This is a genomic window from Streptomyces sp. NPDC058525 (assembly GCF_042719495.1).
Taxonomy (GTDB): Bacteria; Actinomycetota; Actinomycetes; order Streptomycetales; family Streptomycetaceae; genus Streptomyces.
In genome coordinates this window covers 1-24,771 of the sequence record NZ_JBHXNP010000005.1, presented here as the reverse complement: position 1 = coordinate 24,771, position 24,771 = coordinate 1, and the positions used below count along the sequence as shown (strand labels likewise).

Genomic DNA, 24,771 nt, shown 5'->3' with positions numbered 1-24,771 from the left:
GTGCACGATGGGGGCATGTCCGGCTCCGCGCTCGCCTCGTTCTCCCCCGCGACCCGCTCCTGGTTCACGGGGGCCTTCCGTTCGCCCACCTCCGCGCAGGAGGGTGCCTGGCGGGCGATCGGGCAGGGCTCCGACGTGCTGGTGGTGGCGCCCACCGGTTCGGGCAAGACGCTGGCCGCCTTCCTGGCCGCCCTGGACCGGCTGGCCTCGTCCCCGCCCCCGGCCGAGGCCCGCAAGCGCTGCCGCGTGCTGTACGTGTCGCCGCTGAAGGCCCTGGCCGTGGACGTGGAGCGCAACCTGCGCAGTCCGCTGACGGGGATCCGGCAGGAGTCCGTCCGCCTCGGTCTGCCCGAGCCGGAGATCCGGGTCGGGATCCGCTCGGGCGACACCCCGCCCGCCGAGCGCCGGGCGCTGGCCACCCGCCCGCCGGACATCCTCATCACCACGCCCGAGTCGCTGTTCCTGATGCTGACCTCGGCCGCCCGGGACGCCCTGTCGGGGATCGAGACCGTGATCCTGGACGAGGTGCACGCCGTGGCCGGGACCAAGCGCGGCGCCCACCTCGCCCTGTCCCTGGAGCGGCTGGACGAGCTGCTGCCGCGCCCGGCGCGCCGGATCGGGCTGTCGGCGACGGTCCGGCCGGTGGACGAGGTGGCCCGGTACCTCGCGCCGCGCGGCCGGGTGGAGATCGTGCAGCCGCCGTCGGCCAAGGAGTTCGACCTGTCGGTGGTCGTCCCGGTGCAGGACATGGGCGAGTTGGGGGGCTCGCCGGCCACCGAGGGCCGGGAGGGCGGGGACAAGCCGTCCATCTGGCCGCATGTGGAGGAGCGGATCGCGGATCTGGTGCAGGCGCACCGCTCCACGATCGTGTTCGCCAACTCCCGGCGCCTCGCCGAGCGGCTGTGCAACCGGCTCAATGAGATCGCGTACGAGCGCGCGCTGGGCGAGCGGCTGCCCGAGGGCGCTCCCCCGGCGGAGGTCATGGCCCAGTCCGGCGCCGCCCTCGGCGCGCCCCCGCTCATGGCCCGCGCGCACCACGGCTCGGTGTCCAAGGAGCAGCGGGCGCTGGTGGAGGAGGATCTGAAGGCGGGCCGGCTGCCCGCCGTGGTCGCGACGTCCAGCCTGGAGCTGGGCATCGACATGGGCGCGGTGGACCTGGTGGTGCAGGTGGAGTCCCCGCCCTCGGTGGCCTCCGGGCTGCAGCGGGTGGGCCGCGCCGGGCACCAGGTGGGCGCGGTCTCCACCGGTGTGGTCTTCCCCAAGTACCGGGGTGACCTGGTGCAGGCGGCCGTGGTCACCGAGCGGATGCGCACCGGCTCCATCGAGTCCCTGCGCGTCCCGTCGAACCCGTTGGACGTCCTGGCGCAGCAGCTGGTCGCGATGGTGGCGATGGACACCTGGCAGCTGGACGACCTGCTCGCGCTGGTCCGGCGGGCGGCGCCCTTCGCCGCGCTGCCGGAGTCGGCGTTCACGGCGGTGCTGGACATGCTGGCGGGCCGCTATCCCTCGGACGCGTTCGCTGAGCTCAGACCCCGGGTGGTGTGGGACCGCGTGGCCGGGACGGTCACCGGCCGGCCCGGCGCCCAGCGCCTCGCGGTCACCTCCGGCGGCACCATTCCCGACCGCGGCCTCTTCGGCGTCTTCCTCGCCGGATCCGATCCCAAGAAGGGCGGCGGCCGGGTCGGGGAGCTCGACGAGGAGATGGTCTACGAGTCCCGCGTGGGGGACGTGTTCACCCTCGGCACCACCTCGTGGCGGATCGAGGACATCACCCGGGACCGGGTCCTGGTGACCCCGGCGCCCGGTGTGCCGGGCCGGCTGCCGTTCTGGAAGGGCGACCAGCTGGGCCGGCCGCTCGAACTGGGCCGCGCGGTCGGCGCGTTCCTCCGCGAGCTGGGCGGCCTCGGCGACGAGGACGCCCGGCTGCGGCTGCTGGCGGCCGGGCTGGACGCGTGGGCCGCGGAGAACGTGCTGGCGTACCTCGCCGAGCAGCGCGAGGCCTGCGGTCACGTGCCGGACGACCGGACCATCGTGGTCGAGCGGTTCCGCGACGAGCTCGGCGACTGGCGGGTCGTCGTCCACTCCCCCTTCGGCGCCCAGGTGCACGCGCCGTGGGCGCTGGCGCTGGGCGCCCGGCTCGCCGAGAAGTACGGCATGGACGCGCAGGTCATGCACGCCGACGACGGGATCGTGCTGCGCCTGCCGGATGCCGACCTGCTCTCCATGGACCTGCTGGACCACGACCCCACCGCACCGGCGCCGTTCGAGTTCGACGACGAGCAGGCCCCGCTCGGCGCGGCCGATGTCGCCTTCGACCGGGGCGACGTCACCCAGCTGGTGACCGACCAGGTCGGCGGCTCGGCGCTGTTCGCCTCCCGCTTCCGCGAGTGCGCGGCCCGCGCCCTGCTGCTGCCGCGGCGCAGCCCGGGCAAGCGCACCCCGCTGTGGCAGCAGCGCCAGCGCGCTTCGCAACTGCTCCAGGTGGCCTCGGAGTTCGGTTCGTTCCCGATCGTGCTGGAAGCCGTACGCGAATGCCTCCAGGACGTCTTCGACGTGCCCGGCCTCACCGAGCTGATGGGCGACATCGAGGCCCGCCGGGTCCGCCTGGTCGAGGTCACCACCCCCGAGCCCTCGCCGTTCGCCCGCTCCCTCCTGTTCGGGTATGTGGCCCAGTTCCTCTACGAGGGCGACTCGCCCCTCGCCGAGCGCAGGGCGGCCGCGCTGTCGCTGGACTCCCGGCTGCTGGCCGAGCTGCTGGGCCAGGCGGAGCTGCGCGAACTGCTCGACGCGGAGGTCCTGGAGGAGCTGGAGCGGGAGCTCCAGTGGCTCACCGAGGACCGCCGGGCCAAGGACGCCGAGTCGGTGGCCGACCTGCTGCGGCTGCTGGGGCCGCTGACCGAGGCCGAGCTGGCCGGCCGCGGGGCCGAGCCCGACTGGGCGGCCGGGCTGGCCGCGGCGCGCCGGGCCATCCGGGTCCGGATCGGCGGCGCGGACCACTGGGCGGCGATCGAGGACGCGGGCCGGCTGCGCGACGCCCTGGGCACGGCGCTGCCCGTCGGCGTCCCGGAGGCCTTCACCGAGCCGGTCAAGGACCCGCTGGGGGACCTGCTCGCCCGGTACGCCCGCACCCACGGGCCGTTCACCACGGCCGCCGTCGCCGCCCGCTTCGGCCTGGGCCCGGCGGTCACCGAGGGCGCCCTGCACCGGCTGGCGGCGGCCGGTCGGGTGGTCGAGGGCGAGTTCCATCCGGCGGGCATCGGCCAGGAGTGGTGCGACGCGACGGTGCTGCGCAGGCTCCGCCGCCGTTCGCTGGCGGCGCTGCGCCAGGAGCTGGAGCCGGTCCCGCCGGCCTCGCTGGCCACGTTCCTGCCGCAGTGGCAGCACCTGGGCGGCGCCCTGCGCGGCATCGACGGCCTGGCCCGGGCCGTGGAGCAGCTCCAGGGGGCCCCGGTCCCGGCCTCGGCGCTGGAGCGCCTGATCCTCCCGTCCCGGGTCAGCGGCTACTCCCCCGGCCTGCTGGACGAGCTGACCACGGCGGGCGAGGTGGTCTGGGCGGGCGCCGGAGCCCTCCCGGGCAAGGACGGCTGGGTCTCCCTGTACCTGGCGGAGGCCGCTCCGCTGCTCCTGCCCCCGCCGCACCCGCTGGAGCTCGGACCGCTCCACCATGCGGTCCTGGACTGCCTCTCGGGCGGATACGGCCTGTTCTTCCGCCAGATCGCCGAGTCCGTGCGGGCCGCGGTCCCGGAGACCTCCGACGTCGCGCTGTCGGAGGCGGTGTGGGACCTGGCCTGGTCGGGCCGGCTCACCAATGACACCCTGGGCCCGCTGCGGTCCCTGCTCGGCTCGGGCCGCACGGCGGGTTCGACGGCCCACCGGGCCCGGCGCACGGTCCCGCGCGGACGGTACGGCACGCTCAGCGCGACCGTGTCCCGTACGGGCCCGCCCACGGTCTCGGGCCGCTGGTCCCTGCTGCCGTCCCAAGCCCCCGACCCGACCCACCGGGCCCACGCGCTCGCCAGGACCCTGCTGGACCGGCACGGGGTGGTGACCCGGGGCGCGGTCGCCGCCGAGGGCGTGGAGGGCGGGTTCAGCGCGGTCTACCGCGTCCTGTCGGCGTTCGAGGACAGCGGCCAGGCCCGCCGGGGCTATGTGGTCGAGGGGCTCGGCGCGGCCCAGTTCGCGATGGACGGGGCCGTGGACCGGCTGCGGGCCGCCGAGCGGACCCCACCCCCGCTGGCGGCGGTGGTCCTGGCGGCCGCGGATCCGGCGAACGCGTACGGGGCGGCGCTGCCCTGGCCGGAGCCTCCGACGGGGGCCACGAACAAGCCGGGCCGCAAGGCGGGCTCCCTGGTGGTCCTGGTCGACGGCGAGCTCACCCTGTATCTGGAGCGCGGCGGCAAGACCCTCCTCGCCTGGCCGGAGGCGGGCGATCCCCGTCTGGAGGCGGCCGTCGGGACGCTGGCGGCGGCCGCCCGCGCGGGCACGCTCCCGGCGCTGACGGTGGAGCGCATCAACGCCTCCCCGTCGCTGACCTCTCCGCTGGGCCGGTCACTCGAGGAGGCCGGGTTCCACGCGACCCCGAGGGGGCTGCGGCTGCGGAACTGAACGGCGGACCACCCCACTGGCCGGCAGACCGCCCCACTGATCAGCGGACCACCCGACCGGTCAGCGGACCACCTTCATCCCGAAGCGGGCGCCGCCGAGTGCGAACTGGATCGCGCTGTGCATGTGGGCGTACATCTCCATGCCCCGGGAGGAGACGAGCGGGCCGAGGTCGAGGACGTCCTGCCAGCCGTACGCCCGCAGCACCTCGGTGACCTGCTGCTTCGCGGCGGCGTCCTCGCCAGCGATGAACATCGTGTGGTCGCCGCCGCCGACGGCCCGCGGGTTCACCACGGTCTCCTGCTCCTGGGTGACTCCCGCCTTCACCACGCGGGCCCGCGGCACGGCCCGCTGGATGCGTTCGCCGAGGCTGTCGGAGTCCACCGGGTCGAGGGCCGGCATGACTCCCCAGGGAGTGGGCCAGGGATGGGCCCGCTCCGGGTTGTAGATGAACGGAACGGCGTAGTCCATGACGGTCTTCCCGGCCAGGTGCCCGCCGATGCCGCCCAGGACCCGCACGGCGCTGGCCCCGTCGATCCCGTTGATCACGAAGTCGGCGCGGTCGGCGGCGTCGGCGAAGTTCATGAGCTCGATGCCCGGGTAGCCGGCGAGCCACTGCCCGAAGGGCTCGATGCCCATGAAGTCGGGCTCGGTCCGCCCCAGCGTGGCCTGCGAGTCTCGGGTACCGACGACCACCTCGTGGCCGAGCTCCAGGAGCCGGGCGGCGTGCGCGCGCCCACCGCCGCCGGTGCCGAGGACTGCGATCTTCATGGCTCTCTCCTGTTCGTTCCCCCCGGCGACTGCGACACCTGACCAAAGTGACCGACGAAGCCCGCGGGACCCCGCCGACACGACCCGAACCGGGGGCAGCGGATCGCCGAAGCGGCCGAAGGGCCCCCACCGGGCGCGAGGCGCGGGCCGCAGGCCCCCGACCCGCCCCCCGGCGGGACAATGGCGTCATGCCCGAAGGAGACAGCGTCCGGCGCGCGGCGTCCCGACTCCACAGCGCCCTCGCCGGCAAGCCCCTCACCCTCAGCGACCTGCGCGTCCCCCGCTTCGCCACGGCCGACCTCACCGGCCGCACCACCCTCGGCGTCACCCCGCGCGGCAAGCACCTCCTCGCCCGCTTCGAGGGCGGCCTCACCCTGCACAGCCATCTGCGCATGGACGGCGCCTGGCACGTCTTCCCCGCGGGCGCGACATGGCACGGCGGGCCCTCGTACGAGATCCGGGCGGTCCTCGGCACCGCCGACGACACCGCCGTCGGCTACCGCCTCCCCGTCCTCGAACTGATCCGCACCGCCGACGAGGACCGGGCCGTGGGCCACCTCGGCCCCGACCTGCTCGGCCCCGACTGGGACCCGGACCGGGCCGCCGCCAACCTCCTCGCCGCCCCCGGCCGCCCCCTCGGCGAGGCCCTGGTCGACCAGCGCAACCTCGCCGGGATCGGCAACATCTACAAGGCCGAGCTGTGCTTCCTGGCCCGCGTCACCCCCTGGACCCCCGTCGGCACGCTCCCGCAGGCCACCCTGCCCCGGCTGGCCGCCGCCGCCCACCGCCTGCTGGCCGCGAACACCGGCGACCGGCCCGGCCCCCGCAACACCACCGGCAGCCACCGCCGGGGCCAGGACCTCTTCGTGTACGGCCGCGCCCACCGCCCCTGCCTGCGCTGCGGCACCCCGATCCGCGAGGCCCCGCAGGACGGCCGCCCCACGTACTGGTGCCCCCGGTGCCAATCCGGCCCGACCGGCTAGTTGACTGGCCGTCAGATGCGCTCGTACGGTCCCGGCATGCCCACAGCCTCGTACGACCTCACCGGCCGCACCGCCCTGATCACCGGCGCGGCGAGCGGCATCGGCCGCGCCACCGCCGTCCTGCTCGCCGGCGCGGGCGCACACGTGCACTGCGCGGACCGCGACGAACAGGGGCTCGCCGAGACGGCCGCCCTCGTGGCCAAGGCCGGCGGCGCCGCCACCGTCCACGCCCTGGACGTCACCGACCGGACCGCTCTGAAGGCCGCGGTCTCCGCCGCGGGCCCGCTCGACATCGCCGCGGCCATCGCCGGGGTCATGCACACCAGCAGCGTCCTGGAGACCGCCGACGAGGACCTCGACCGGGTTCTGGACATCAACTTCAAGGGCGTCCTGCGCACCTGCCAGGAAGCCGCCCGCTCCATGATCGCGGCGGGCCGGCCCGGCTCGATCGTCACGATGGCCTCCGGGGCCGTGGACGCCGCCCAGCCCGGCCTGCTCTGCTACAGCGCCGCCAAGGCCGCCGTCGTCCAGCTGACCAAGACCCTCGCCACCGAGGCCGGACCCCACGGCATCCGGGTCAACGCCGTCGCCCCGGGCTGGATCCGCACCCCGATGACCGGCCGGCACGGCACCGAGGTCCAGGAGCAGACCGAGGCGGTCATGGTCCGCATGTCCCCGCTGCGCCGGGTCGGCGAGCCCGAGGACATCGCCCAGGCCGTGCTCTACCTGGCCTCGGACGCCTCGTCCTTCATGACGGGCCAGATCCTGCGCCCGAACGGTGGAGTGTCGATGCCCTGGTAGCGCCCGCCGCCCCGGCGGCCCTGCTGCGCCGCACCGGGCCGGGGACGCAGTGCACCGGAAGCAGTCCCAGCCCCCAGCCCCCCACGGCCACCGCGCCCTCCACCGGCCCGGACTCCGCCGGCGCCAGGGCCAGCCGCAGCACGGCCCACCACCACAGCACGCCCACCGCCAACGCGAAGGCTGTCAGTAATGGCCGCACGGCTACCTCCAAGGGGCCGGAGCCCGGACCGCACCATCCTCCCGCACCCGCCCCCGGCCCGCACCCAGAACGGCCGGGAGCCCCGGCCGGTGCCTTGGGCACCGGCCGGGGCTCCGGCCACACTCACACGCGCACGTACTCGCTCACGCGGCTACCACATTCACCGCTTCCGCAGGCGCCTTGATGGTCACCCGCTCCGGTCCGGCCGTGACCGAAGTCATGGAGACCGAATTGAGCATCGGGCGGACCGGTACGCTCACCGGTTCGCTTGCCGCGGCCGACTGTGCCAGCTCGGCCAGCGACAGTTCGTCACTGACTTCGCGCATCAGCTCGGACATCCGTACGTCCAACGCGTCGCAGATCGCGGAGAGCAGCTCGGAGGATGCCTCCTTCTGCCCCCGCTCCACCTCGGAGAGATAGCCGAGCGAAACTCGGGCCGACGAGGAGACTTCGCGCAGAGTACGGCCCTGGCGCTGGCGCTGCCGACGCAGCACGTCACCCAGCAGGCGACGGAGCAGAATCATCGGTGGCTCCCTCCTCTGACCGTGTAGCCGCATCCTTCACGCCCCACCGTACCGCCTCGCGCCGCGGCCGTGCGGGGAGCGATGTCGTGTTCACTCAGGGCTGCAAACATCAAATCCCCCCGTTCTGTTCCGTATCCTGCCCCCGCGCATTCTCACGGAGTTGGCTTGAGAGAAGTTCGAGCACTGTCCGTGCACTCTCCCTACGAATTTCCGCACGGGAGCCGTTCAACCTCAGCCGGGCCGTTTTCCTGACGTCCGGACCCGCCACGGCCACGAAAACGGTGCCCACCGGCTGCCCGTCCTGCGGGTCGGGGCCGGCCACTCCGGTGGTCGCGATTCCCCACGAAGCGCCCATGACGCCCCGCACGCCCGCCGCCATCTCCGCCGCGACCTGCGCGTTCACCGCGCCTTCGGCCGCCAGCAGCGCGGCGTCCACGCCCAGCACCCGGTGCTTGAGCTCCGTCGCGTAGGCCGTGACCGAGCCGCGGAAGGACTTCGAGGCTCCGGGGACGGCGGTGATTTCGGCGGCCACCAGCCCGCCGGTCAGCGATTCGGCCACGGCAAGGGTCTGGTCACGCTCCGCGAGCAGCCGCAGCACCTCCGCGGCCACCCGGGCCCCGTCGGCCGCTCCGGACGCGTCCACCGCCCCCGGAGATTCCCCCGCCGCGTCCGTCACCCGGCGGCCCGCTCCGCCTCGATGCCCTTGCGGCGCAGGACGACCGCCTGCCGGATGTAGTCCAAACCGGTGACCACGGTCAGCACGACGGCGACCGCCATCACCCAGAAGCGCAAGGTCGCCAGCGGTCCGGTCAGCGCGAGCACGTACATGCCCACGGCCGTGCCCTGCGCCAGGGTCTTCAGCTTGCCGCCCCGGCTGGCCGGAATCACTCCGTAGCGGATCACCCAGAAGCGCAGGAGCGTGATGCCGAGCTCGCGGCCGAGGATCACCCCGGTCACCCACCACGGCAGGTCGCCCAGCCAGGACAGGCAGATCAGCGCCGACCCCATGATCGCCTTGTCGGCGATGGGGTCGGCGATCTTGCCGAAGTCCGTGACCAGGTTGTACGTGCGGGCCAGGTGCCCGTCGAAGATGTCCGTGATCATGGCGACGGCGAACGCCGCCCACGCCCAGGCCCGCCAGGCCGGGTCGTAGCCGCCCTCGGCGAGCAGCAGGAAGACGAAGCCCGGCACCAGCACGAGCCGGATCATCGTCAGAATGTTGGCGATGTTCCACAGGCTGGCCTGATTGACCGCCGCGGCTCCCAGCTTCGCGCCGGGCGCGGGCCGGCGGCCGGTCCCGCCCGCCGCAGATGCCGGGACTCCGGTCATCCGGCCGCCTCCTCAAGATCCGCGCCCAGGGGCTCGGCCACCAGGTCGACACCCAGGGTGCCGACCACCTTCGCCGTGACGATACGCCCGGGGACCAGGCCGGCGCCGTCCGTGAAGACGACCTGCCCGTCGGTCTCGGGGGCCTGGTGGGCGGCGCGCCCGTAGGCACCCTCGCCGTCCTCCGCCTCGTCGATCGGGACGACCGTCTCGACGAGTACCTCCAGCGTCTCTCCGATCCGCTCCTCCGCGCGCTGCGAGGTGAGCTCCTCGGCGAGCCGCTGCATGTGGGCGAGCCGCTCGGCGATGGTCTCCTCGTCCAGCTTGCCGTCGTACGTGACGGCCTCGGTGCCGTCCTCGTCGGAGTAGCCGAAGACGCCGATGGCGTCGAGGCGCGCGTGGGTGAGGAAACGCTCCAGCTCGGCGAAGTCCGACTCCTTCTCGCCGGGGAAGCCGACGATGAAGTTGGACCGCACGCCGGCCTGCGGGGCCTTGGAGCGGATGGTGTCCAGCAGCTCCAAGAACCGGTCGGTGTCACCGAAGCGGCGCATGGAGCGCAGCACGTCGGGGGCCGAGTGCTGGAAGGACAGGTCGAAGTACGGCACGACCTTGGGGGTCGAGGTCAGTACGTCGATCAGGCCGGGCCGCATCTCGGCGGGCTGGAGGTAGCTCACGCGGACGCGCTCGATGCCGTCGACCTCGGCCAGCTCGGGCAGCAGGGTCTCCAGCAGGCGGATGTCGCCGAGGTCCTTGCCGTACGAGGTGTTGTTCTCGGAGACCAGCATGATCTCCTTGACGCCCTGCTCCGCGAGCCAGCGCGTTTCGCCGAGCACGTCGCTGGGGCGGCGGGAGATGAAGGAGCCGCGGAAGGACGGGATGGCGCAGAAGGAGCAGCGCCGGTCGCAGCCGGAGGCCAGCTTGACCGAGGCGACCGGGCTCTTGTCCAGGCGGCGGCGCAGCGGCGCGCGCGGCCCGGAGGCGGGCGCGAGCCCCTCCGGCAGGTCGGCGGGGGCCTCGGCCGGCTCCTGGGCGTGGCCCGGCAGGGAGACGTCGGCGGCCTGCCGCTCGGCCGGGCTGATCGGCAGCAGCTTGCGCCGGTCGCGCGGGGTGTGGGAGGCGTGGATGCCGCCGTTGAGGATGGTCTGCAGGCGGTCCGAGATGTCGGCGTAGTCGTCGAAGCCGAGCACACCGTCCGCCTCGGGAAGCGCTTCGGCGAGTTCCTTGCCGTAGCGCTCGGCCATACAGCCGACGGCGACGACGGCCTGCGTCTTGCCGTGATCCTTCAGATCATTGGCTTCGAGCAGGGCGTCTACGGAGTCCTTTTTGGCGGCTTCGACGAAGCCGCAGGTGTTGACGACGGCTACGTCCGCATCGGCGGCGTCCTCGACGAGCTCCCAGCCATCCGCCGCCAAGCGGCCTGCGAGCTCCTCCGAGTCCACCTCGTTACGGGCGCAGCCAAGAGTGACAAGGGCGACGGTACGGCGTTCGGGCATGGACTCAAGACTACTTCGTCCCGGCGGCGGCACCCGACTCACGCCCCCTCACAGCAAGATCCCCGGGGCCTGCGGCAGGTGCCGCGCAGCGCCCCGGGGATCCGGATCAAAGCGTTCCGCCCTAGGGCGGCCTCGGATCAGCCCGCCTGGGGCTGTTCCTCGAGGGGGTCCGCCTTGGTGTATGTGAGACGTTCCACCTGGCCCGGCTGGAAGTCGTCCTTGATCTCCTTGCCGTTCACGAACAGCTTCACGGCCCCGGCGTCGCCGAGCACGAGGTCGACGGACTCCTTGTCCGTGAAGGTCTTGGACTCACCCTGGTTCAGGGTGCCGTCGAAGAGCAGCCGGCCGTTGTGGTCCTTGGCCGAGATCCAGCTCTCGCCGGTGTCGGCCGTCAGGACGACCGTGACGAGGTCCTTGGGCGCGGCGGCGATCGCGCTGTCGGAAGGCTCCGGCTTGGGGGCCTGCGGGGTCTGCTGGGGCGGGGTGGCCGGCTTGCCGCCGCTCTGCTTGGGAGCGGGCTGCGGGGCGGCGGAACCTTCCGCCACCGGCTTCTTGGTCTTCTCGTCGCCGCCGCTGAAGGCGGTGAAGCCCACGAAACCGATCACGGCGACGATGGCGGCGACCATGGCGGCGGTCCAGTTGGGCCGCTGCCGCTCGGGGCGGAGGCGCTCGGCCTCGAACATCGGCGCGGCGGGGGTGGGTGCCGGCCGGCCGCCGTGGGCCGCGTCGTAGCTCTCGATCAGGGGTGCCGGATCGAGGTTGACGGCGCGGGCGAGCGTACGGATGTGGCCGCGGGCGTAGACGTCGCCGCCGCAGCGCGTGAAGTCGTCCTCTTCGATCGCGTGCACGATCGGGATGCGCACGCGGGTGGTGGAGCTGACCTCGTCGACGGTGAGCCCGGCGGCGATCCGGGCCTTCTTGAGAGCCGTCCCGATGGAAGGGGCTTCGGCGGAACGTTCGACGATGCGGTCCTCGGACCGGTCGTCGGTCGAAGGCCGCTCTTCTTCGGGGGAGTTGGCGTTGCCGATGGACACGAGGGCGCCTTTCGAGCGTGTAGCCACCTGCTGGATGTCCAGTCTAGGGGGGTGACGAAAGGGTGGAGCAACCGGAGGGTGCACTTCATACGCCATCCGAATGGCGCGGAGGGCTCCGCCCGGTGCGGGCGGCGTGCGGCGGCGCTGCGCCGTGCGCGATGCCGTGCGCGGTGCCGCCACCTCCCTTCAACTGGACGCGGGCCCAAGGGAAACGGTTGCCCGCGATATCCCCGCCGTTTCCCGGCGGGCCGGCCGCCTCACGGGGGGGTCTCCCCGCGGATGACGGCGAGCGCCCCGTCCAGCTCGTCGGCCTTCAGCAGCACGTCACGGGCCTTGGAGCCCTCGCTCGGGCCGACGATCCCGCGCGACTCCATCAGGTCCATGAGCCGTCCGGCCTTGGCGAAGCCCACGCGCAGCTTGCGCTGGAGCATCGAGGTGGAGCCGAACTGGGTGGAGACGACCAGCTCGGCCGCCTGGCACAGCAGGTCCAGGTCGTCGCCGATCTCCTCGTCGATCTCCTTCTTCTGCTTCTGCCCGACGGTGACGTCGTCCCGGAAGACGGGCGCCATCTGGTCCTTGCAGTGCTGGACGATCCCGGCGATCTCGTCCTCGGTGACGAAGGCGCCCTGGAGCCGGACGGGCTTGTTCGCGCCCATCGGCAGGAACAGCCCGTCGCCCTTGCCGATGAGCTTCTCGGCGCCCGGCTGGTCCAGGATGACCCGGCTGTCGGCGAGCGAGGAGGTGGCGAAGGCGAGGCGCGAGGGCACGTTCGCCTTGATCAGGCCGGTGACCACGTCCACCGAGGGCCGCTGGGTCGCCAGCACCAGGTGGATGCCGGCCGCGCGGGCCAGCTGGGTGATGCGGACGATCGAGTCCTCTACGTCGCGCGGGGCCACCATCATCAGGTCGGCGAGCTCGTCGACGATCACGAGGAGGTACGGGTACGGGCTGAGCTCGCGCTCGCTGCCCGGCGGCAGTTTGATCTTGCCGTCCCGGATGGCCTGGTTGAAGTCGTCGATGTGCCGGTAGCCGAAGGCGGCCAGGTCGTCGTAGCGCAGGTCCATCTCGCGCACGACCCACTGGAGGGCCTCGGCGGCCCGCTTGGGGTTGGTGATGATCGGCGTGATCAGGTGCGGGATGCCCTCGTACGCCGTCAGCTCCACCCGCTTGGGGTCGACCAGCACCATCCGGACGTCCTCCGGGGTCGCCCGGACCATGATCGAGGTGATCAGGCAGTTGATGCAGGAGGACTTTCCGGAACCGGTGGCGCCGGCGACCAGCACGTGCGGCATCTTCGCGAGGTTGGCCATGACGTAGCCGCCCTCGACGTCCTTGCCCAGCGCGACCAGCATCGGGTGGTCGTCCTCGGCCGCGTCCGCCAGCCGCAGGACGTCGCCCAGGTTGACCATCTCGCGGTCGGTGTTCGGGATCTCGATGCCGACCGCCGACTTGCCCGGGATCGGGCTGATGATCCGCACGTCCGGCGAGGCCACGGCGTAGGCGATGTTCTTCGCCAGCGCCGTGATCCGCTCGACCTTCACCGCCGCGCCGAGCGTCACCTCGTAGCGGGTGACCGTCGGCCCCCGGGTGAAACCGGTGACCTGCGCATCGACCTTGAACTCGGTGAACACGTTCGTCAGCGAGGCGACCACCGTGTCGTTGGCGGCGCTGCGGGTCTTGCCCGGCCCGCCGCGCTCGAGCAGATCCAGCGAGGGCAGGGCGTAGGTGATGTCCCCGCGCAGCTGGAGCTGCTCGGCGCGCGGCGGCAGGCCGTGGCTCTGCGGCGGCGCCTTGGTCAGGTCCGGTACCGCCAGCGTCCCGGAGGCCGCGGCGGTGGTGTCGTGCGGGCTCTCGGCCGCCTCGGCATCCTCCGCGGCGGAAGCGGCGGAAGCTGCGGAGGCGGCGGCAGGCGCGCCCGGACGCGGTACGGAACGCTCCTCGCGGGCGGTCGGCACCGGAGCGGTGATCTCCACGCCCTCGCGGTCGACGGAGATCCCCTGGGTGAGGTCGGCGACCAGCGGGGAGGGCGGCATTCCGCCGTAGACCGCGCCGTCCAGCGCGGCCGCGGCCGCCGCGGCCACGTCGACGGCGTCCATCTCCCGGTCCATGGCCGGCCGGGACGCGGCCCGCCGCGGCCTGCGCCGCCGGGCCGGCGCCTCGTCCTCGGCCGCGTCCGCCGGGTCGGCGGGGACCTCCCCGGCTCCGGTACGGGCCCGCCAGCGGTCCGGATCGTGCCGGTCGCCCGCGCCCTCGCGCTCCCCGTACCCCTCGTCATACTCGTTCGGGGCGATGATCCCGAGCCTGATCCCGAGCCGCCGCAGCCGCTCCGGGATCGCATTGACCGGTGTCGCGGTGACCACGAGCAGCCCGAAGACGGTGAGCAGCACCAGCATCGGCACGGCCAGCGGCGCGCCCATGGTGAAGATCAGCGGCTTGGAGGCGGCCCAGCCGATGAGCCCGCCCGCGTTCTGCATCGCGGTGGTGCCCTCGTCCCGGCCCGGCGCCCCGCAGGCGATGTGGACCAGCCCCAGCACCCCGATGACCAGGGCCGAGAGCCCGATGCCGATGCGGCCGTTGGCGTCGGCCTGCTCGGGATGGCGGATGAAACGTACCGCCATGACACCGAGCAGGATCGGCACGAGCAGATCCAGTCGTCCGAAGGCACCGGTGACCAGCATGGTGACCAGGTCCCCGACGGGACCGCTCAGGTTCGACCAGGTTCCGGCGGCGACGATCAGCGCGAGGGCGAGCAGCAGCAGCGCGAGGCCGTCCTTGCGGTGGGCCGGGTCGAGGTTCCTTGCGCCCTGGCCGATCCCGCGGAAGACGGCCCCGACCGCGTGCGCGCAGCCAAGCCACAGGGCCCGCACCAGCCGCACCACACCCCCGGTCGGGGACGGCGCGGGCTTGGGCGCGGCCTTCTTGACCGGGGCGCGCCGGGGGGCCGCGGCCTTCTTCGCGGCGGGCTTGCGCGCGGGGGCCGCCTTCTTCGCCGGCGCCGGGGTACGGCCGGTGCGGCCCTTCGCGGTGCCCGCGGTGCTCTGGGAACCCTTGCCGGACGTACGTGAGGCCATGGGCCGAGGTTACCGGTGTCCACGCCAGTGGACACGCGTGCCCACCCCTTCACCCGTTCGTGTCGCCCGTTCCACCGGTGCTTTGACGCACCACCAGACCTGACACACCGCCAGGTGCGGCGCCCCTCAGCCCTGGAGCGGCAGTACGGCTCCCCCGCCGGCCCCCGGCTCCAGCGCGTCCAGCGCCCGCCGCAGCCCGGTCAGCTTGCGCTCCAGATGGGCCGCGGTCGCCACCACCGCGGCTTCGGCCGAGTCCTCGCCGAGCTGCTTGGTCAGCGCCTCGGCCTGCTCCTCGACCGCGGCCAGCCGCGCGGAGAGCTCGGCCAGCAGTCCGGCCGTCTCCTTGCTGCCGTCCACGCCGTTCGTGCCGCCGCCCTCCAGCTGGAGCCGCAGCAGCGCCGCCTGCTCGCGGAGCTGGCAGTTCTTCGTGTACAGCTCCACGAAGACCGAGACCTTGGCCCGCAGCACCCACGGGTCGAACGGCTTGGAGATGTAGTCGACCGCGCCCGCCGCGTACCCGCGGAAGGTGTGGTGCGGACCGTGGTTGATCGCGGTCAGGAAGATGATCGGGATGTCCCGGGTCCGCTCCCGCCGCTTGATGTGCGCGGCCGTTTCGAATCCGTCCATTCCCGGCATCTGCACATCCAGCAGGATGACCGCGAAATCGTCCGTCAGCAGCGCCTTGAGCGCTTCCTCCCCCGACGACGCCCGGACCAGTGTCTGATCGAGCGCGGAGAGGATGGCCTCCAGCGCCAGCAGATTCTCCGGCCGGTCATCGACCAGGAGGATCTTGGCCTTCTGCACCATGCCCTGTCCTCCTCGCCCCGGCATGGGGCCTCCCCGGCTCCGGGCTCCGGCCTGTGCGCCGGGCCCCGCCCCAGAGGACGGCATCCTTGCGCCGTCCGTCCTTGTGCCGGTCATCGTAGCCCCAGTCCTGAGATCGCCACACCCTGTCACCAAGATGTCACTGTGCACGAAGCAGAAACGTGGCGGGAGAGCAGAAGGTTCCCCGTTTACCGCCCTCCCACACCGCCTCGGGCACAGTCCGTCAGCAATCGTTGTCAGCCCGCTCGCCCGGCGCTCACTTTCCGCGCATCCACTGCTCCATCACCGACAGCAGATAGTCGGGGTCGACCGGCTTGGTCACGTAGTCGGAAGCACCGGAGTCGATCGCCTTCTCCCGGTCCCCCTTCATCGCCTTCGCCGTCAGCGCGATGATCGGCAGCCCCGCGAACTGCGGCATCCGCCGGATCGCCGAGGTCGTGGCGTACCCGTCCATCTCCGGCATCATGATGTCCATCAGCACGACCGTCACGTCGTCGTGCTGCTCCAGCACCTCGATGCCCTCCCGCCCGTTCTCCGCGTACAGCACCGCCAGCCCGTGCTGCTCCAGCACGCTGGTCAGCGCGAAGACGTTGCGCACGTCGTCGTCCACGATGAGCACCTTCTCACCATGGAAGTCGTACGTCCGGGGCACGACCGGGAGTTCCTCCTCGGCGCTGCCCCAGCCGTCCTCGGGCCCCGCCACACCCGGCTGCCCCGGCACGGCCGTACGCGGCTCCAGGTCGCTCAGCGACTTGCGCCGGCGCCGGAACAGCGCCGCCCCGCCCTGGCCCGGCTCGGAGCCCGGCAGGGCCGAGCGCTCCGCCCGGGCGGGAGAGCCGAACCCCGGACCCGCCGGAGCGGGCGCCGCGGGGGCCGCCGGCAGCGCGGGCCGCGCCTCCTCGACGGGCTTGCGGTACAGCTCGGCGCGGCCGCCGCCGGGCGTGGGCGGCGCGTACCCCTGCGGGGGCAGCTCGCTCGGGTGCAGCGGCAGGTACAGCGTGAAGGTGGAGCCGCGGCCCGGCTCGCTGGCCGCGTGGATCTCCCCGCCGAGCAGCCGGGCGATCTCCCGGCTGATGGACAGGCCCAGGCCCGTGCCCCCGTACTTGCGGCTCGTCGTCCCGTCGGCCTGCTTGAACGCCTCGAAGATCACCAGCATCTTGCTCGCGGCGATCCCGATGCCGGTGTCGGTCACCGAGAACGCGATCAGGTCCGCGTCGGCCTCCCGCAGCGACCCGGCCTCCAGCAACTGCTCCCGGATCGCCGTCGGGACGTCCGCCCCGGCCGGCCGGATCACCAGCTCCACCGCCCCCGTGTCGGTGAACTTCACCGCGTTGGACAGCAGGTTGCGCAGCACCTGGAGGAGGCGCTGCTCGTCGGTGTGCAGCGTGGCCGGCAGCTCCGGCGAGACCCGCACCGAGAAGTCGAGCCCCTTCTCCGCGGTCAGCGGCCGGAAGGTCGCCTCCACGTAGTCCACGAGCTGGACCAGTGCGATCCGCGTCGGCGAGACGTCCATCTTGCCCGCCTCGACCTTCGACAGGTCGAGGATGTCGTTGATCAGCTGGAGCAGGTCCGAGCCGGCGCCGTGGATGGTCTCGGCGAACTCCACCTGCTTCCCCGACAGGTTCTCGTCCGCGTTGTCGGCGAGCAGCTTGGCCAGGATCAGCAGCGAGTTGAGCGGGGTCCGCAGCTCGTGCGACATGTTCGCGAGGAACTCGGACTTGTAGCGCATCGAGACCGCGAGCTGCTCGGCCCGCTCCTCCAGGACCTGCCGGGCCTCCTCGATCTCGGTGTTCTTCACCTCGATGTCCCGGTTCTGCTGGGCCAGCAGCTCGGCCTTCTCCTCCAGTTCCGCGTTCGCGGCCTGCAGGGCCTTCTGCCGGTTCTCCAGTTCGTCGGAGCGCTCGCGCAGCTGCTCGGTCATCTCCTGCGACTGCTTCAGCAGCATCTCCGTCTTGGAGTTGACGCTGATGGTGTTGACGCTCGTACCGATCATCTCGGCGATCTGGCTGAGGAAGTCCTTCTGGATCTGCGTGAACGGCGTGAAGGACGCCAGCTCGATGACGCCGAGCACCTTCCCCTCGAAGAGCACCGGCAGCACGATCACGTGCGCCGGCGGCGCCTCGCCCAGCCCCGAGGAGATCTTCAGGTAGCCGGGCGGGGTGTTCTCGACCAGGATCGTCCGCTTCTCCTCGGCGACCGTCCCGATCAGCCCCTCCCCCGGTCGGAAGGAGGTGGGCACCTGGCCACCGGCGTACGCGTAACTCCCGCGCATCCGCAGCTCGTACGAGCCGTCCGTACCGCCCTCCGTACCGATCTCGTTGGTGCCGCCGGCCGGCAGGGCCAGGAAGAAGGCACCGTGCTGCGCCGAGACCACCGGGGTCAGCTCGCTCATGATCAGCGAGGCCACGTCGTCGAGCTCGCGGCGGCCCTGCATCAGCGCGGAGATCCGCGCCAGGTTGCCCTTGAGCCAGTCCTGCTCCTTGTTGGCCAAGGTGGTGTCGCGCAGGTTGACGATCATCGTGTTGATGTTGTCCTGGAGGACCTGGATCTCGCCCGCGGCGTCCACGTCGACCTTCAGGCTGAGGTCGCCGCGGGTCACCGCGGTGGCAACGGCCGCGATCGCGCGCACCTGCCGGGTGAGGTTCCCGGCCATCTCGTTCACGGACTCCGTCAGGTCCCGCCAGGTGCCGTCGACGTCCCGGACCCGGGCCTGACCGCCCAGGATGCCCTCGGTGCCCACCTCGCGGGCCACCCGCGTCACCTGGTCGGCGAACGAGGACAGCTGGTCCACCATCGTGTTGATGGTGGTCTTGAGCTCCAGGATCTCCCCGCGCGCGTCGATGTCGATCTTCTTGGTCATGTCGCCCTTGGCGATGGCGGTCGTGACCATGGCGATCTGCCGCACCTGACCGGTGAGGTTGGAGGCCATGAAGTTTACCGAGTCGGTGAGGTCCTTCCACGTCCCCGAGACGCCCGGCACGTGCGCCTGACCGCCCAGCCGGCCCTCCGTACCCACCTCGCGGGCCACGCGCGTGACCTCGTCGGCGAAGGACGACAGGGTCTTCACCATCGTGTTGACCGTGTCGGCGAGCTGCGCGACCTCACCGCGCGCCTCGACGGTGACCTTCTTCGTCAGGTCGCCGTTGGCCACCGCCGCCGAGACCTGCGCGATCCCGCGCACCTGGGCCGTCAGGTTCCCGGCCATGGTGTTGACGTTGTCGCTCAGGTCCTTCCAGATACCGGTCACACCGCGCACGCGTGCCTGGCCGCCGAGGATGCCCTCGGTGCCCACCTCGCGCGCCACCCGCGTCACCTGCTCCGCGAAGGACGACAGCTGGTCCACCATCGTGTTGACGGTGGTGACGAGCTCGAGGATCTCGCCCTTGGCGTCGACGGTGATCTTCTTCGACAGGTCGCCCATGGCGACCGCCGTGGTCACCTCGGCGATGTTGCGCACCTGCGAGGTCAGGTTGTTCGCCATGAAGTTGACGGACTGGGTGAGGTCCTTCCAGGTGCCGGAGACACCCTTCACCTCCGCCTGACCGCCCAGGATGCCCTCGGTGCCCACCTCACGGGCGACCCGCGTCACCTGCTCCGCGAAGTTCGAGAGCTGGTCGACCATCGTGTTGAGGGTGTTCTTCAGCTCCAGGATTTCGCCGCGGGCGTCCACGTCGATCTTCTGCGACAGGTCACCGCGCGCCACCGCCGTGGCGACCTGCGCGATGTTGCGCACCTGCGAGGTCAGGTTCCCGGCCATGCCGTTCACCGAGTCCGTCAGGTCACGCCATACGCCGGCCACCCCGGGCACCTGGGCCTGGCCGCCGAGCCGCCCCTCGGTGCCCACGTCCCGGGCCACGCGGGTCACCTGCTCCGCGAAGGCGGAGAGCTGGTCGACCATCGTGTTGATGGTGTTCTTCAGCTCGAGGATCTCGCCCCGGGCGTCCACGTCGATCTTCTGCGACAGGTCACCGCGCGCCACCGCCGTGGTCACCTGCGCGATCTGGCGCACCTGCGAGGTCAGGTTCCCGGCCATGAAGTTGACGGAGTCGGTGAGCTCCTTCCAGGTGCCGGACACCCCCTCGACCCGTGCCTGGCCGCCGAGACGCCCCTCGGTGCCCACGTCCCGCGCCATCCGCGTGACCTGGTCGGCGAAGGACGACAGCTGGTCCACCATCGTGTTCACGGTGTTCTTCAGCTGGAGCATCTCGCCGGAGACGTCCACGGTGACCTTCTGCGACAGATCGCCGTTGGCCACCGCCGTAGTCACCTGCGCGATGTTGCGGACCTGGCCGGTGAGGTTGCGGAAGGCGGTGTTCACCGAGTCGGTGAGGTCCTTCCACGTCCCCGCGGCCCCCGGCACCTGCGCCTGACCGCCCAGCTCGCCCTCGACGCCGACCTCACGGGCCACACGCGTCACTTCCGCACCGAAGGACTGGAGCTGGTCCACCATCGTGTTGACGGTGTTCTTCAACTCCAGCATCTCGCCGGCCACGTTGACCGTGACCTTCTGCGACAGGTCGCCGTTGGCCACGGCGGTCGTCACCTGTGCGATGTCCCGCACCTGCGTGGTCAGGTTGCGGAAGACCGTGTTCACCGAGTCGGTGAGGTCCTTCCACGTCCCCGCGGCCCCCGGCACCTGCGCCTGACCGCCCAGCAGACCCTTGGCCCCGACCTCGCTGGCCACGCGCGTGACCTCGTCCGCGAAGGTCCGCAGGGTCTCCGTCATCTGGTTGATCGTTTCGGCCAGCTGCGCGACCTCGCCGCGCGCGCTCACCCGTACCTTCTGCGACAGGTCGCCGTTCGCGACCGCCGTCGTCACCTGCGCGATCCCGCGCACCTGAGCCGTCAGATTGCCCGCCATCGTGTTGACGGAGTCGGTCAGGTCCTTCCACACACCGGCGACACCGGGCACCTTCGCCTGGCCGCCCAGCTCCCCCTCCGTACCCACCTCGCGGGCGACCCGGGTCACCTCGGAGGAGAACGAGGACAGCTGGTCCACCATGGTGTTCACGGTGTTCTTCAGCTGGAGCATCTCGCCGGCCACGTGCACGGTGACCTTGCGCGACAGATCACCCTTGGCCACCGCCGTCGTGACGAGAGCGATATCACGCACCTGAGCGGTGAGCCGGTACGCCATCGTGTTGACGGAGTCGGTCAGATCCTTCCAGGAACCGGACATTCCGCGCACCTGGGCCTGACCGCCGAGCTTGCCCTCGGTACCCACCTCCAGCGCCACGCGCGTCACCTCGTCGGTGAACGCGGACAGCTGGTCGACCAGGTTGTTGACCGTACGCCCGACCTTCAGGAACTCCCCGCGCAGCGGATGCCCCGCCCCCTCCTGGGCCTGGGTCCGCAGATCCATCCGCTGGTCCAGATCACCCTCGGCGACCGCCGACAGCACCCGGCCCACCTCGGACACCGGCCGCGCCAGATCGTCCACCAGCTGGTTCGAGGCGTCGATCGCGGCCGCCCACGAGCCCTCACAGGCACCGGTTTCCAGCCGTTCGCTGAGCTTGCCCTCGCGGCCCACCATCCTGCGGACCCGCGACAGCTCCCCCGTCAGGTGCAGGTTGCGGTCGGCGACCTCGTTGTAGACGGCGGCGATCTCCGCCATCACGCCCTCGCCGGACACCGTCAGCCGCTTGCGGAAGTTCCCGTCCCGCATCGACACCAGGGCCGTGAGCAGCCGGTTCAGAGCGGCGGTATCGACCTCGGTCGTGCCGCCGCGCCGGGACCGACCGCCCTTCGGCCGCGTTCCCGTTCGCCGCACCGCTGCGCCAGACTCCACCGTGTCCCTCCCGAAAGGGTCGACCACTGTTCCACCGGGCTACGAGTGTTCCTGCCCAGCTCTTCAAGCCTGCCCAGTGTTTCACCCTGGCCGAACCCGGCCATAACACTTCGGCACCATCGCACACCCGCCGTACCCTGCGGGTGGAATCCCCGACGACGGCACCATGCCGACCGCGAAGGTAAGTAACCTGGCACCCGATGTCCAACCGCGTCGAAGGAGACTTGTGATCACGGCACGGGCGGCTGCCAGCTTCGACCCCCTCGGGCGCTCGGTCGCCGCCGCCCGCGCGTTCGTCCGCGACACCCTGCACGGCTGGGGCTTCGCGGACATCGTCGACGACGCGGTGGTGCTCACCAGCGAGCTCGTCACCAATGCCGTGGTCCACGCCGGAACCCGGGCCGAGGTCCTGTGCCTGCGCGCCGAGGACGGCGTACGCGTCGAGGTCGCCGACCGCTACCCGGAGCGCGAGCTCCCCCTCCAGCACCCCGGCGAGCGCCCGTACGCCGACCCCGACCGCGAGAACGGCCGCGGCCTGATGCTCTGCGCCGCCCTCGCCACCCGCTGGGGCGTCGAGTACACCGCCACCCACAAACACGTGTGGTTCCGCCTCGACCTGCCAGACCGTCCGGTCGGTACCCGCTCCGCGGGCCCCGTCGTCCCCGACCGGCTGCTGCCCCTCGCCGACAGCCGGGTCCGCGTCGCCGTCCTCCAGATCGACTCCGCCGGAGCCGTCTCCGCCTGGAACGAGGACGCCGAGCACGTCTTCGGCTACCCCGCCGAGAAGGCCGTCGGCCGCCCGCTCGCCGAGCTCGCCGCCTGGCCCCAGACCCCCGGCACCGGCACCGGCATCGCGGAGGCCCTGGGCCTGTCCCGCTGGGAGGGCAGCTACGGGATCCGCGGCGCCGACGGCCGCGTCATCCCCGTTTACGCCTCCCACCTCCGGGTACGCGACGCCCATGGCGAACCCTCCATCGTCTGCCTCCTCGTCCACGACGACGAGCGCGCCCTCCTGCAGACCCCGGTACGGATCCCCACGGACGGCGGCCAGCTCACCGAGCCCCGCCCCGCGGACCCCTTCGAGGTCTTCATCGGCTCGCCCGCCCCCGACGACCTGGACGGCCTCCTCCAGCGCACCGTCGAGCGGGCCCGCGACCTCCTCGACGCCGACGCCGCCTTCCTGCTCCTCGCCACCGACGACGAGACCGAGCTCGAGGTCCGCGCCACCACCGGGCTGCCCTCCACCCGACAGCGCTTCGCCCGCGTCCCCGTCGAGGCCGGCACCAACCGGTACGGCTCGGCCCGCATGCCCGCCGTCCACGACGACCTCACCGCCGTACCCGGAGCCGTCCCGCTCCTGGAGTCCACCGGCATGCGGTCCGTGGTGACCGTCCCCCTCAAGGTCGAAGGCCGGCTCACCGGCTCCCTCGGCGTCGCCGCCGAGATCCCCGGCCGCTACTCCAACGAGGAGGCCCTGCGCCTCCAGTTCGCGGCCGACCGCATCGCCCTCGCCGTCGAGTCCGCCCGCCTCGGCGAGCTCGAACGCCTGCGCCGCGGCTCGCTCTCCTTCCTCGTCGAGGCCTCCGACCTGCTGGCCGGCACCCTCGACCGGGACCAGACCCTGGCCCTCATGGCCCAGATGACCGTCCCCACCCTCGCGACCTGGTGCGCCGTCTACACCATCGCCGACCAGTCCTCGGATCCGTATCTCTCCTACGTCCTGCACGAGGACGAGGAGCGCATCGACGGCCTCAAGGCGCTGCTCTCCCGGGTCAGCCCGCCCGAACCGGTCCGCGGGGCCGGTGCCCGGCCCTGGCCGGAAACGGCTCTCGCGGTCGGCGGCGAGACCGTCGTCCTGCCGCTGATGGCCCGCAACCGCGTGATCGGCATGCTCACCCTCGGCAAGGCCAGCGAGGAGCACTTCCGCCAGGAGATCCTCGAACTCGCCGAGGACCTCTCCCGCCGGGCCGCCCTCGCCCTCGACAACGCCCGGCTGTACTCCGAGCGCACCGCCATCAGCCGCTCCCTCCAGCGCAGCCTGCTGCCGCCCGGCTCCCCGGCCATCCCCGGCATGGAGGTGGAGGTCATCTACCGCGCGGCCGGCGAGGGCAACGAGGTGGGCGGCGACTTCTACGACGTCTTCCCGATCCGCGACGGCGCGTACGGCTTCGCCATCGGCGACGTCTGCGGTACGGGTCCGGAGGCGGCCGCCGTCACCGGCCTGGCCCGCCATGCCCTGCGCCTGCTGGCCCGCGAGGGCCTCGGCGGCCCCGCCGTCCTGGAACGCCTCAACGCGGCCATCCTCGACGAGGGCGCCCGCAGCCGGTTCCTCACGCTCCTCTACGGCGAGCTCCACCCGCAGCCGGACGGCGGCGCCCTGATGAAGGTCGTCTGCGCCGGCCACCCGCTGCCGCTGCGCTTGCGTCCGAACGGCGAGGTGCTCCCGGCCGCCGACCCCCAGCCCCTGCTGGGCGTGATCGACGACCTCGACCTCTACGAGCAGACGCTGACCCTGGACCCGGGCGACGTGCTGCTGTGCGTCACGGACGGCGTGACCGAACGCCGCGAGGGCAGCCGCATGCTGGGGGACGACGGCCTCACCGAGGTCCTCACCACCTGCACGGGCCTCACCGCGGGCGCGGTCGCCTCCCGCGTCCTGCGCGCGGTGGAACGCTTCGCCGCCGAACCCGCCTCGGACGACATGGCCATCCTGGCCTTCCGCGTCCCGCAGCAGCGCGAGGGCGACTGAGAGCGCTGTAGTCCCCTTCTCTCCTTCCCTACTGCCGGGGCCTCGGCCGGGTCGACAGGATCATGAAGGACGGGGCCGCCATCTCCGTGGCCAGGGGAAGCCGGTCGTTGTGGACCTGGGTGCCGGTGTGCTCCGGTGTGGTGGCGGGGTGGACGGGCTCGGGGGTCGAGGGGGCGTCCGCCTCGGGGCCCAGGGCCGTCACGATGTTCAGAACGAGGCGTCGGATCCTTGCGATGGTCATGAGACGGTCCTTCCGCGGCTCTGGGACTCGGGCTGCGGATGCGGTGAGAAGGCCGCTGCCGCCCCGTTCCCTCATCCGTGATCCCATTGCGCCCCACGCCACGACCGCGGTCACGACCCGGAAAGTCGGGGCTTGACAGCCGGCCACAACGCAAAAAAGGCCCCCGCCAGATGGCGGGGGCCTTTTTCCTTGGAGCCCTTTAACGGAATCGAACCGTTGACCTTCTCCTTACCATGGAGACGCTCTACCGACTGAGCTAAAAGGGCGGGTTGTTCGGCGGCGTCCTACTCTCCCACAGGGTCCCCCCTGCAGTACCATCGGCGCTGAAAGGCTTAGCTTCCGGGTTCGGAATGTAACCGGGCGT

General features: G+C 72.2%; 15 protein-coding genes, 1 tRNA gene and 1 rRNA gene. 4 read left to right on the top strand and 13 right to left on the bottom strand.

All coding sequences use genetic code 11. The features are described from left to right. The first annotated feature begins 15 nt into the window (after nucleotides 1-15). On the top strand, nucleotides 16-4,605 hold the full coding sequence (locus ACFWP3_RS04165) for an ATP-dependent helicase (RefSeq protein ID WP_384215949.1): 4,590 nt from the start codon (nucleotides 16-18) through the stop codon (nucleotides 4,603-4,605). 60 nt (nucleotides 4,606-4,665) lie between these two features. Here ACFWP3_RS04165 and ACFWP3_RS04160 read toward each other — a convergent pair whose 3' ends face one another. Continuing rightward, entirely contained in the window at nucleotides 4,666-5,373 is a 708-nt protein-coding gene (locus tag ACFWP3_RS04160; RefSeq protein WP_384215947.1) for an NADPH-dependent F420 reductase, read from the bottom strand. A gap of 188 nt (nucleotides 5,374-5,561) precedes the next feature. Here ACFWP3_RS04160 and ACFWP3_RS04155 point away from each other — a divergent pair, with 188 nt between their 5' ends. Further along, a complete protein-coding gene (locus ACFWP3_RS04155) occupies nucleotides 5,562-6,356 on the top strand; it encodes an Fpg/Nei family DNA glycosylase (RefSeq protein WP_384215945.1) in 795 nt (264 codons plus the stop codon). 36 nt (nucleotides 6,357-6,392) lie between these two features. Beyond that, nucleotides 6,393-7,157: an SDR family NAD(P)-dependent oxidoreductase gene (locus ACFWP3_RS04150; RefSeq protein WP_384215943.1), complete on the top strand. Its 765-nt coding sequence runs from the start codon at nucleotides 6,393-6,395 to the stop codon at nucleotides 7,155-7,157. On the opposite strand, the gene ACFWP3_RS04145 is transcribed toward ACFWP3_RS04150, so the two are convergent. From ACFWP3_RS04145 to ACFWP3_RS04105, 9 genes are all read right to left on the bottom strand, one after another. Continuing rightward, complete coding sequence (locus ACFWP3_RS04145) at nucleotides 7,105-7,356, bottom strand: hypothetical protein (protein WP_384215940.1); 252 nt, start codon at nucleotides 7,354-7,356, stop codon at nucleotides 7,105-7,107. The genes ACFWP3_RS04150 and ACFWP3_RS04145 overlap by 53 nt on opposite strands. A 143-nt stretch (nucleotides 7,357-7,499) precedes the next feature. Then, nucleotides 7,500-7,880 carry a helix-turn-helix domain-containing protein gene (locus ACFWP3_RS04140; RefSeq protein ID WP_384215938.1) on the bottom strand — a complete coding sequence of 127 codons (381 nt, stop codon included), beginning with the start codon at nucleotides 7,878-7,880 and terminating at the stop codon, nucleotides 7,500-7,502. A gap of 109 nt (nucleotides 7,881-7,989) precedes the next feature. Further along, nucleotides 7,990-8,523 carry a CinA family protein gene (locus ACFWP3_RS04135; RefSeq protein ID WP_384215936.1) on the bottom strand — a complete coding sequence of 178 codons (534 nt, stop codon included), beginning with the start codon at nucleotides 8,521-8,523 and terminating at the stop codon, nucleotides 7,990-7,992. Nucleotides 8,524-8,552: 29 nt separating this feature from the next. Beyond that, nucleotides 8,553-9,209 carry a CDP-diacylglycerol--glycerol-3-phosphate 3-phosphatidyltransferase gene (gene pgsA / locus ACFWP3_RS04130; protein ID WP_384215934.1) on the bottom strand — a complete coding sequence of 219 codons (657 nt, stop codon included), beginning with the start codon at nucleotides 9,207-9,209 and terminating at the stop codon, nucleotides 8,553-8,555. Next, the gene (gene rimO / locus ACFWP3_RS04125; RefSeq protein ID WP_384215932.1) at nucleotides 9,206-10,699 is read right to left on the bottom strand and encodes a 30S ribosomal protein S12 methylthiotransferase RimO; all 1,494 of its coding nucleotides are present in this window, start codon (nucleotides 10,697-10,699) and stop codon (nucleotides 9,206-9,208) included. Before rimO ends, pgsA begins: the two co-directional genes overlap by 4 nt. A 137-nt stretch (nucleotides 10,700-10,836) precedes the next feature. Beyond that, on the bottom strand, nucleotides 10,837-11,733 hold the full coding sequence (locus tag ACFWP3_RS04120; protein WP_384215930.1) for a RodZ domain-containing protein: 897 nt from the start codon (nucleotides 11,731-11,733) through the stop codon (nucleotides 10,837-10,839). Between the two features lie 257 nt (nucleotides 11,734-11,990). Beyond that, nucleotides 11,991-14,804, bottom strand: a complete 2,814-nt coding sequence (locus tag ACFWP3_RS04115) for a DNA translocase FtsK (protein ID WP_384215928.1) — start codon at nucleotides 14,802-14,804, stop codon at nucleotides 11,991-11,993. 126 nt (nucleotides 14,805-14,930) lie between these two features. Continuing rightward, nucleotides 14,931-15,611: a response regulator gene (locus ACFWP3_RS04110; protein WP_362294898.1), complete on the bottom strand. Its 681-nt coding sequence runs from the start codon at nucleotides 15,609-15,611 to the stop codon at nucleotides 14,931-14,933. Nucleotides 15,612-15,885: 274 nt separating this feature from the next. After that, nucleotides 15,886-21,417 carry a HAMP domain-containing protein gene (locus ACFWP3_RS04105; protein ID WP_384215926.1) on the bottom strand — a complete coding sequence of 1,844 codons (5,532 nt, stop codon included), beginning with the start codon at nucleotides 21,415-21,417 and terminating at the stop codon, nucleotides 15,886-15,888. Nucleotides 21,418-21,583: 166 nt separating this feature from the next. Here ACFWP3_RS04105 and ACFWP3_RS04100 point away from each other — a divergent pair, with 166 nt between their 5' ends. Continuing rightward, nucleotides 21,584-24,166 carry a SpoIIE family protein phosphatase gene (locus ACFWP3_RS04100; protein WP_384215924.1) on the top strand — a complete coding sequence of 861 codons (2,583 nt, stop codon included), beginning with the start codon at nucleotides 21,584-21,586 and terminating at the stop codon, nucleotides 24,164-24,166. Between the two features lie 28 nt (nucleotides 24,167-24,194). Here the strand turns inward: ACFWP3_RS04100 and ACFWP3_RS04095 are convergent, their stop codons facing one another. The 3 genes from ACFWP3_RS04095 to rrf form a co-directional block, all read right to left on the bottom strand. After that, complete coding sequence (locus ACFWP3_RS04095) at nucleotides 24,195-24,407, bottom strand: hypothetical protein (protein ID WP_384215922.1); 213 nt, start codon at nucleotides 24,405-24,407, stop codon at nucleotides 24,195-24,197. A gap of 190 nt (nucleotides 24,408-24,597) precedes the next feature. Then, nucleotides 24,598-24,673 (bottom strand) — tRNA-Thr (locus ACFWP3_RS04090). A gap of 5 nt (nucleotides 24,674-24,678) precedes the next feature. After that, nucleotides 24,679-24,771, bottom strand: a 5S ribosomal RNA gene (gene rrf / locus ACFWP3_RS04085); the annotation flags it as partial.

Coding starts and splice junctions, on each gene's coding strand:
- ACFWP3_RS04165 (WP_384215949.1), top strand. CDS start 16: ATGTCCGGCTCCGCGCTCGCCTCGTTCTCCCCCGCGACCCGCTCCTGG.
- ACFWP3_RS04160 (WP_384215947.1), bottom strand. CDS start 5,373: ATGAAGATCGCAGTCCTCGGCACCGGCGGCGGTGGGCGCGCGCACGCC.
- ACFWP3_RS04155 (WP_384215945.1), top strand. CDS start 5,562: ATGCCCGAAGGAGACAGCGTCCGGCGCGCGGCGTCCCGACTCCACAGC.
- ACFWP3_RS04150 (WP_384215943.1), top strand. CDS start 6,393: ATGCCCACAGCCTCGTACGACCTCACCGGCCGCACCGCCCTGATCACC.
- ACFWP3_RS04140 (WP_384215938.1), bottom strand. CDS start 7,880: ATGATTCTGCTCCGTCGCCTGCTGGGTGACGTGCTGCGTCGGCAGCGC.
- pgsA (WP_384215934.1), bottom strand. CDS start 9,209: ATGACCGGAGTCCCGGCATCTGCGGCGGGCGGGACCGGCCGCCGGCCC.
- rimO (WP_384215932.1), bottom strand. CDS start 10,699: ATGCCCGAACGCCGTACCGTCGCCCTTGTCACTCTTGGCTGCGCCCGT.
- ACFWP3_RS04115 (WP_384215928.1), bottom strand. CDS start 14,804: ATGGCCTCACGTACGTCCGGCAAGGGTTCCCAGAGCACCGCGGGCACC.
- ACFWP3_RS04110 (WP_362294898.1), bottom strand. CDS start 15,611: ATGGTGCAGAAGGCCAAGATCCTCCTGGTCGATGACCGGCCGGAGAAT.
- ACFWP3_RS04100 (WP_384215924.1), top strand. CDS start 21,584: ATGCCGACCGCGAAGGTAAGTAACCTGGCACCCGATGTCCAACCGCGT.
- ACFWP3_RS04095 (WP_384215922.1), bottom strand. CDS start 24,407: ATGACCATCGCAAGGATCCGACGCCTCGTTCTGAACATCGTGACGGCC.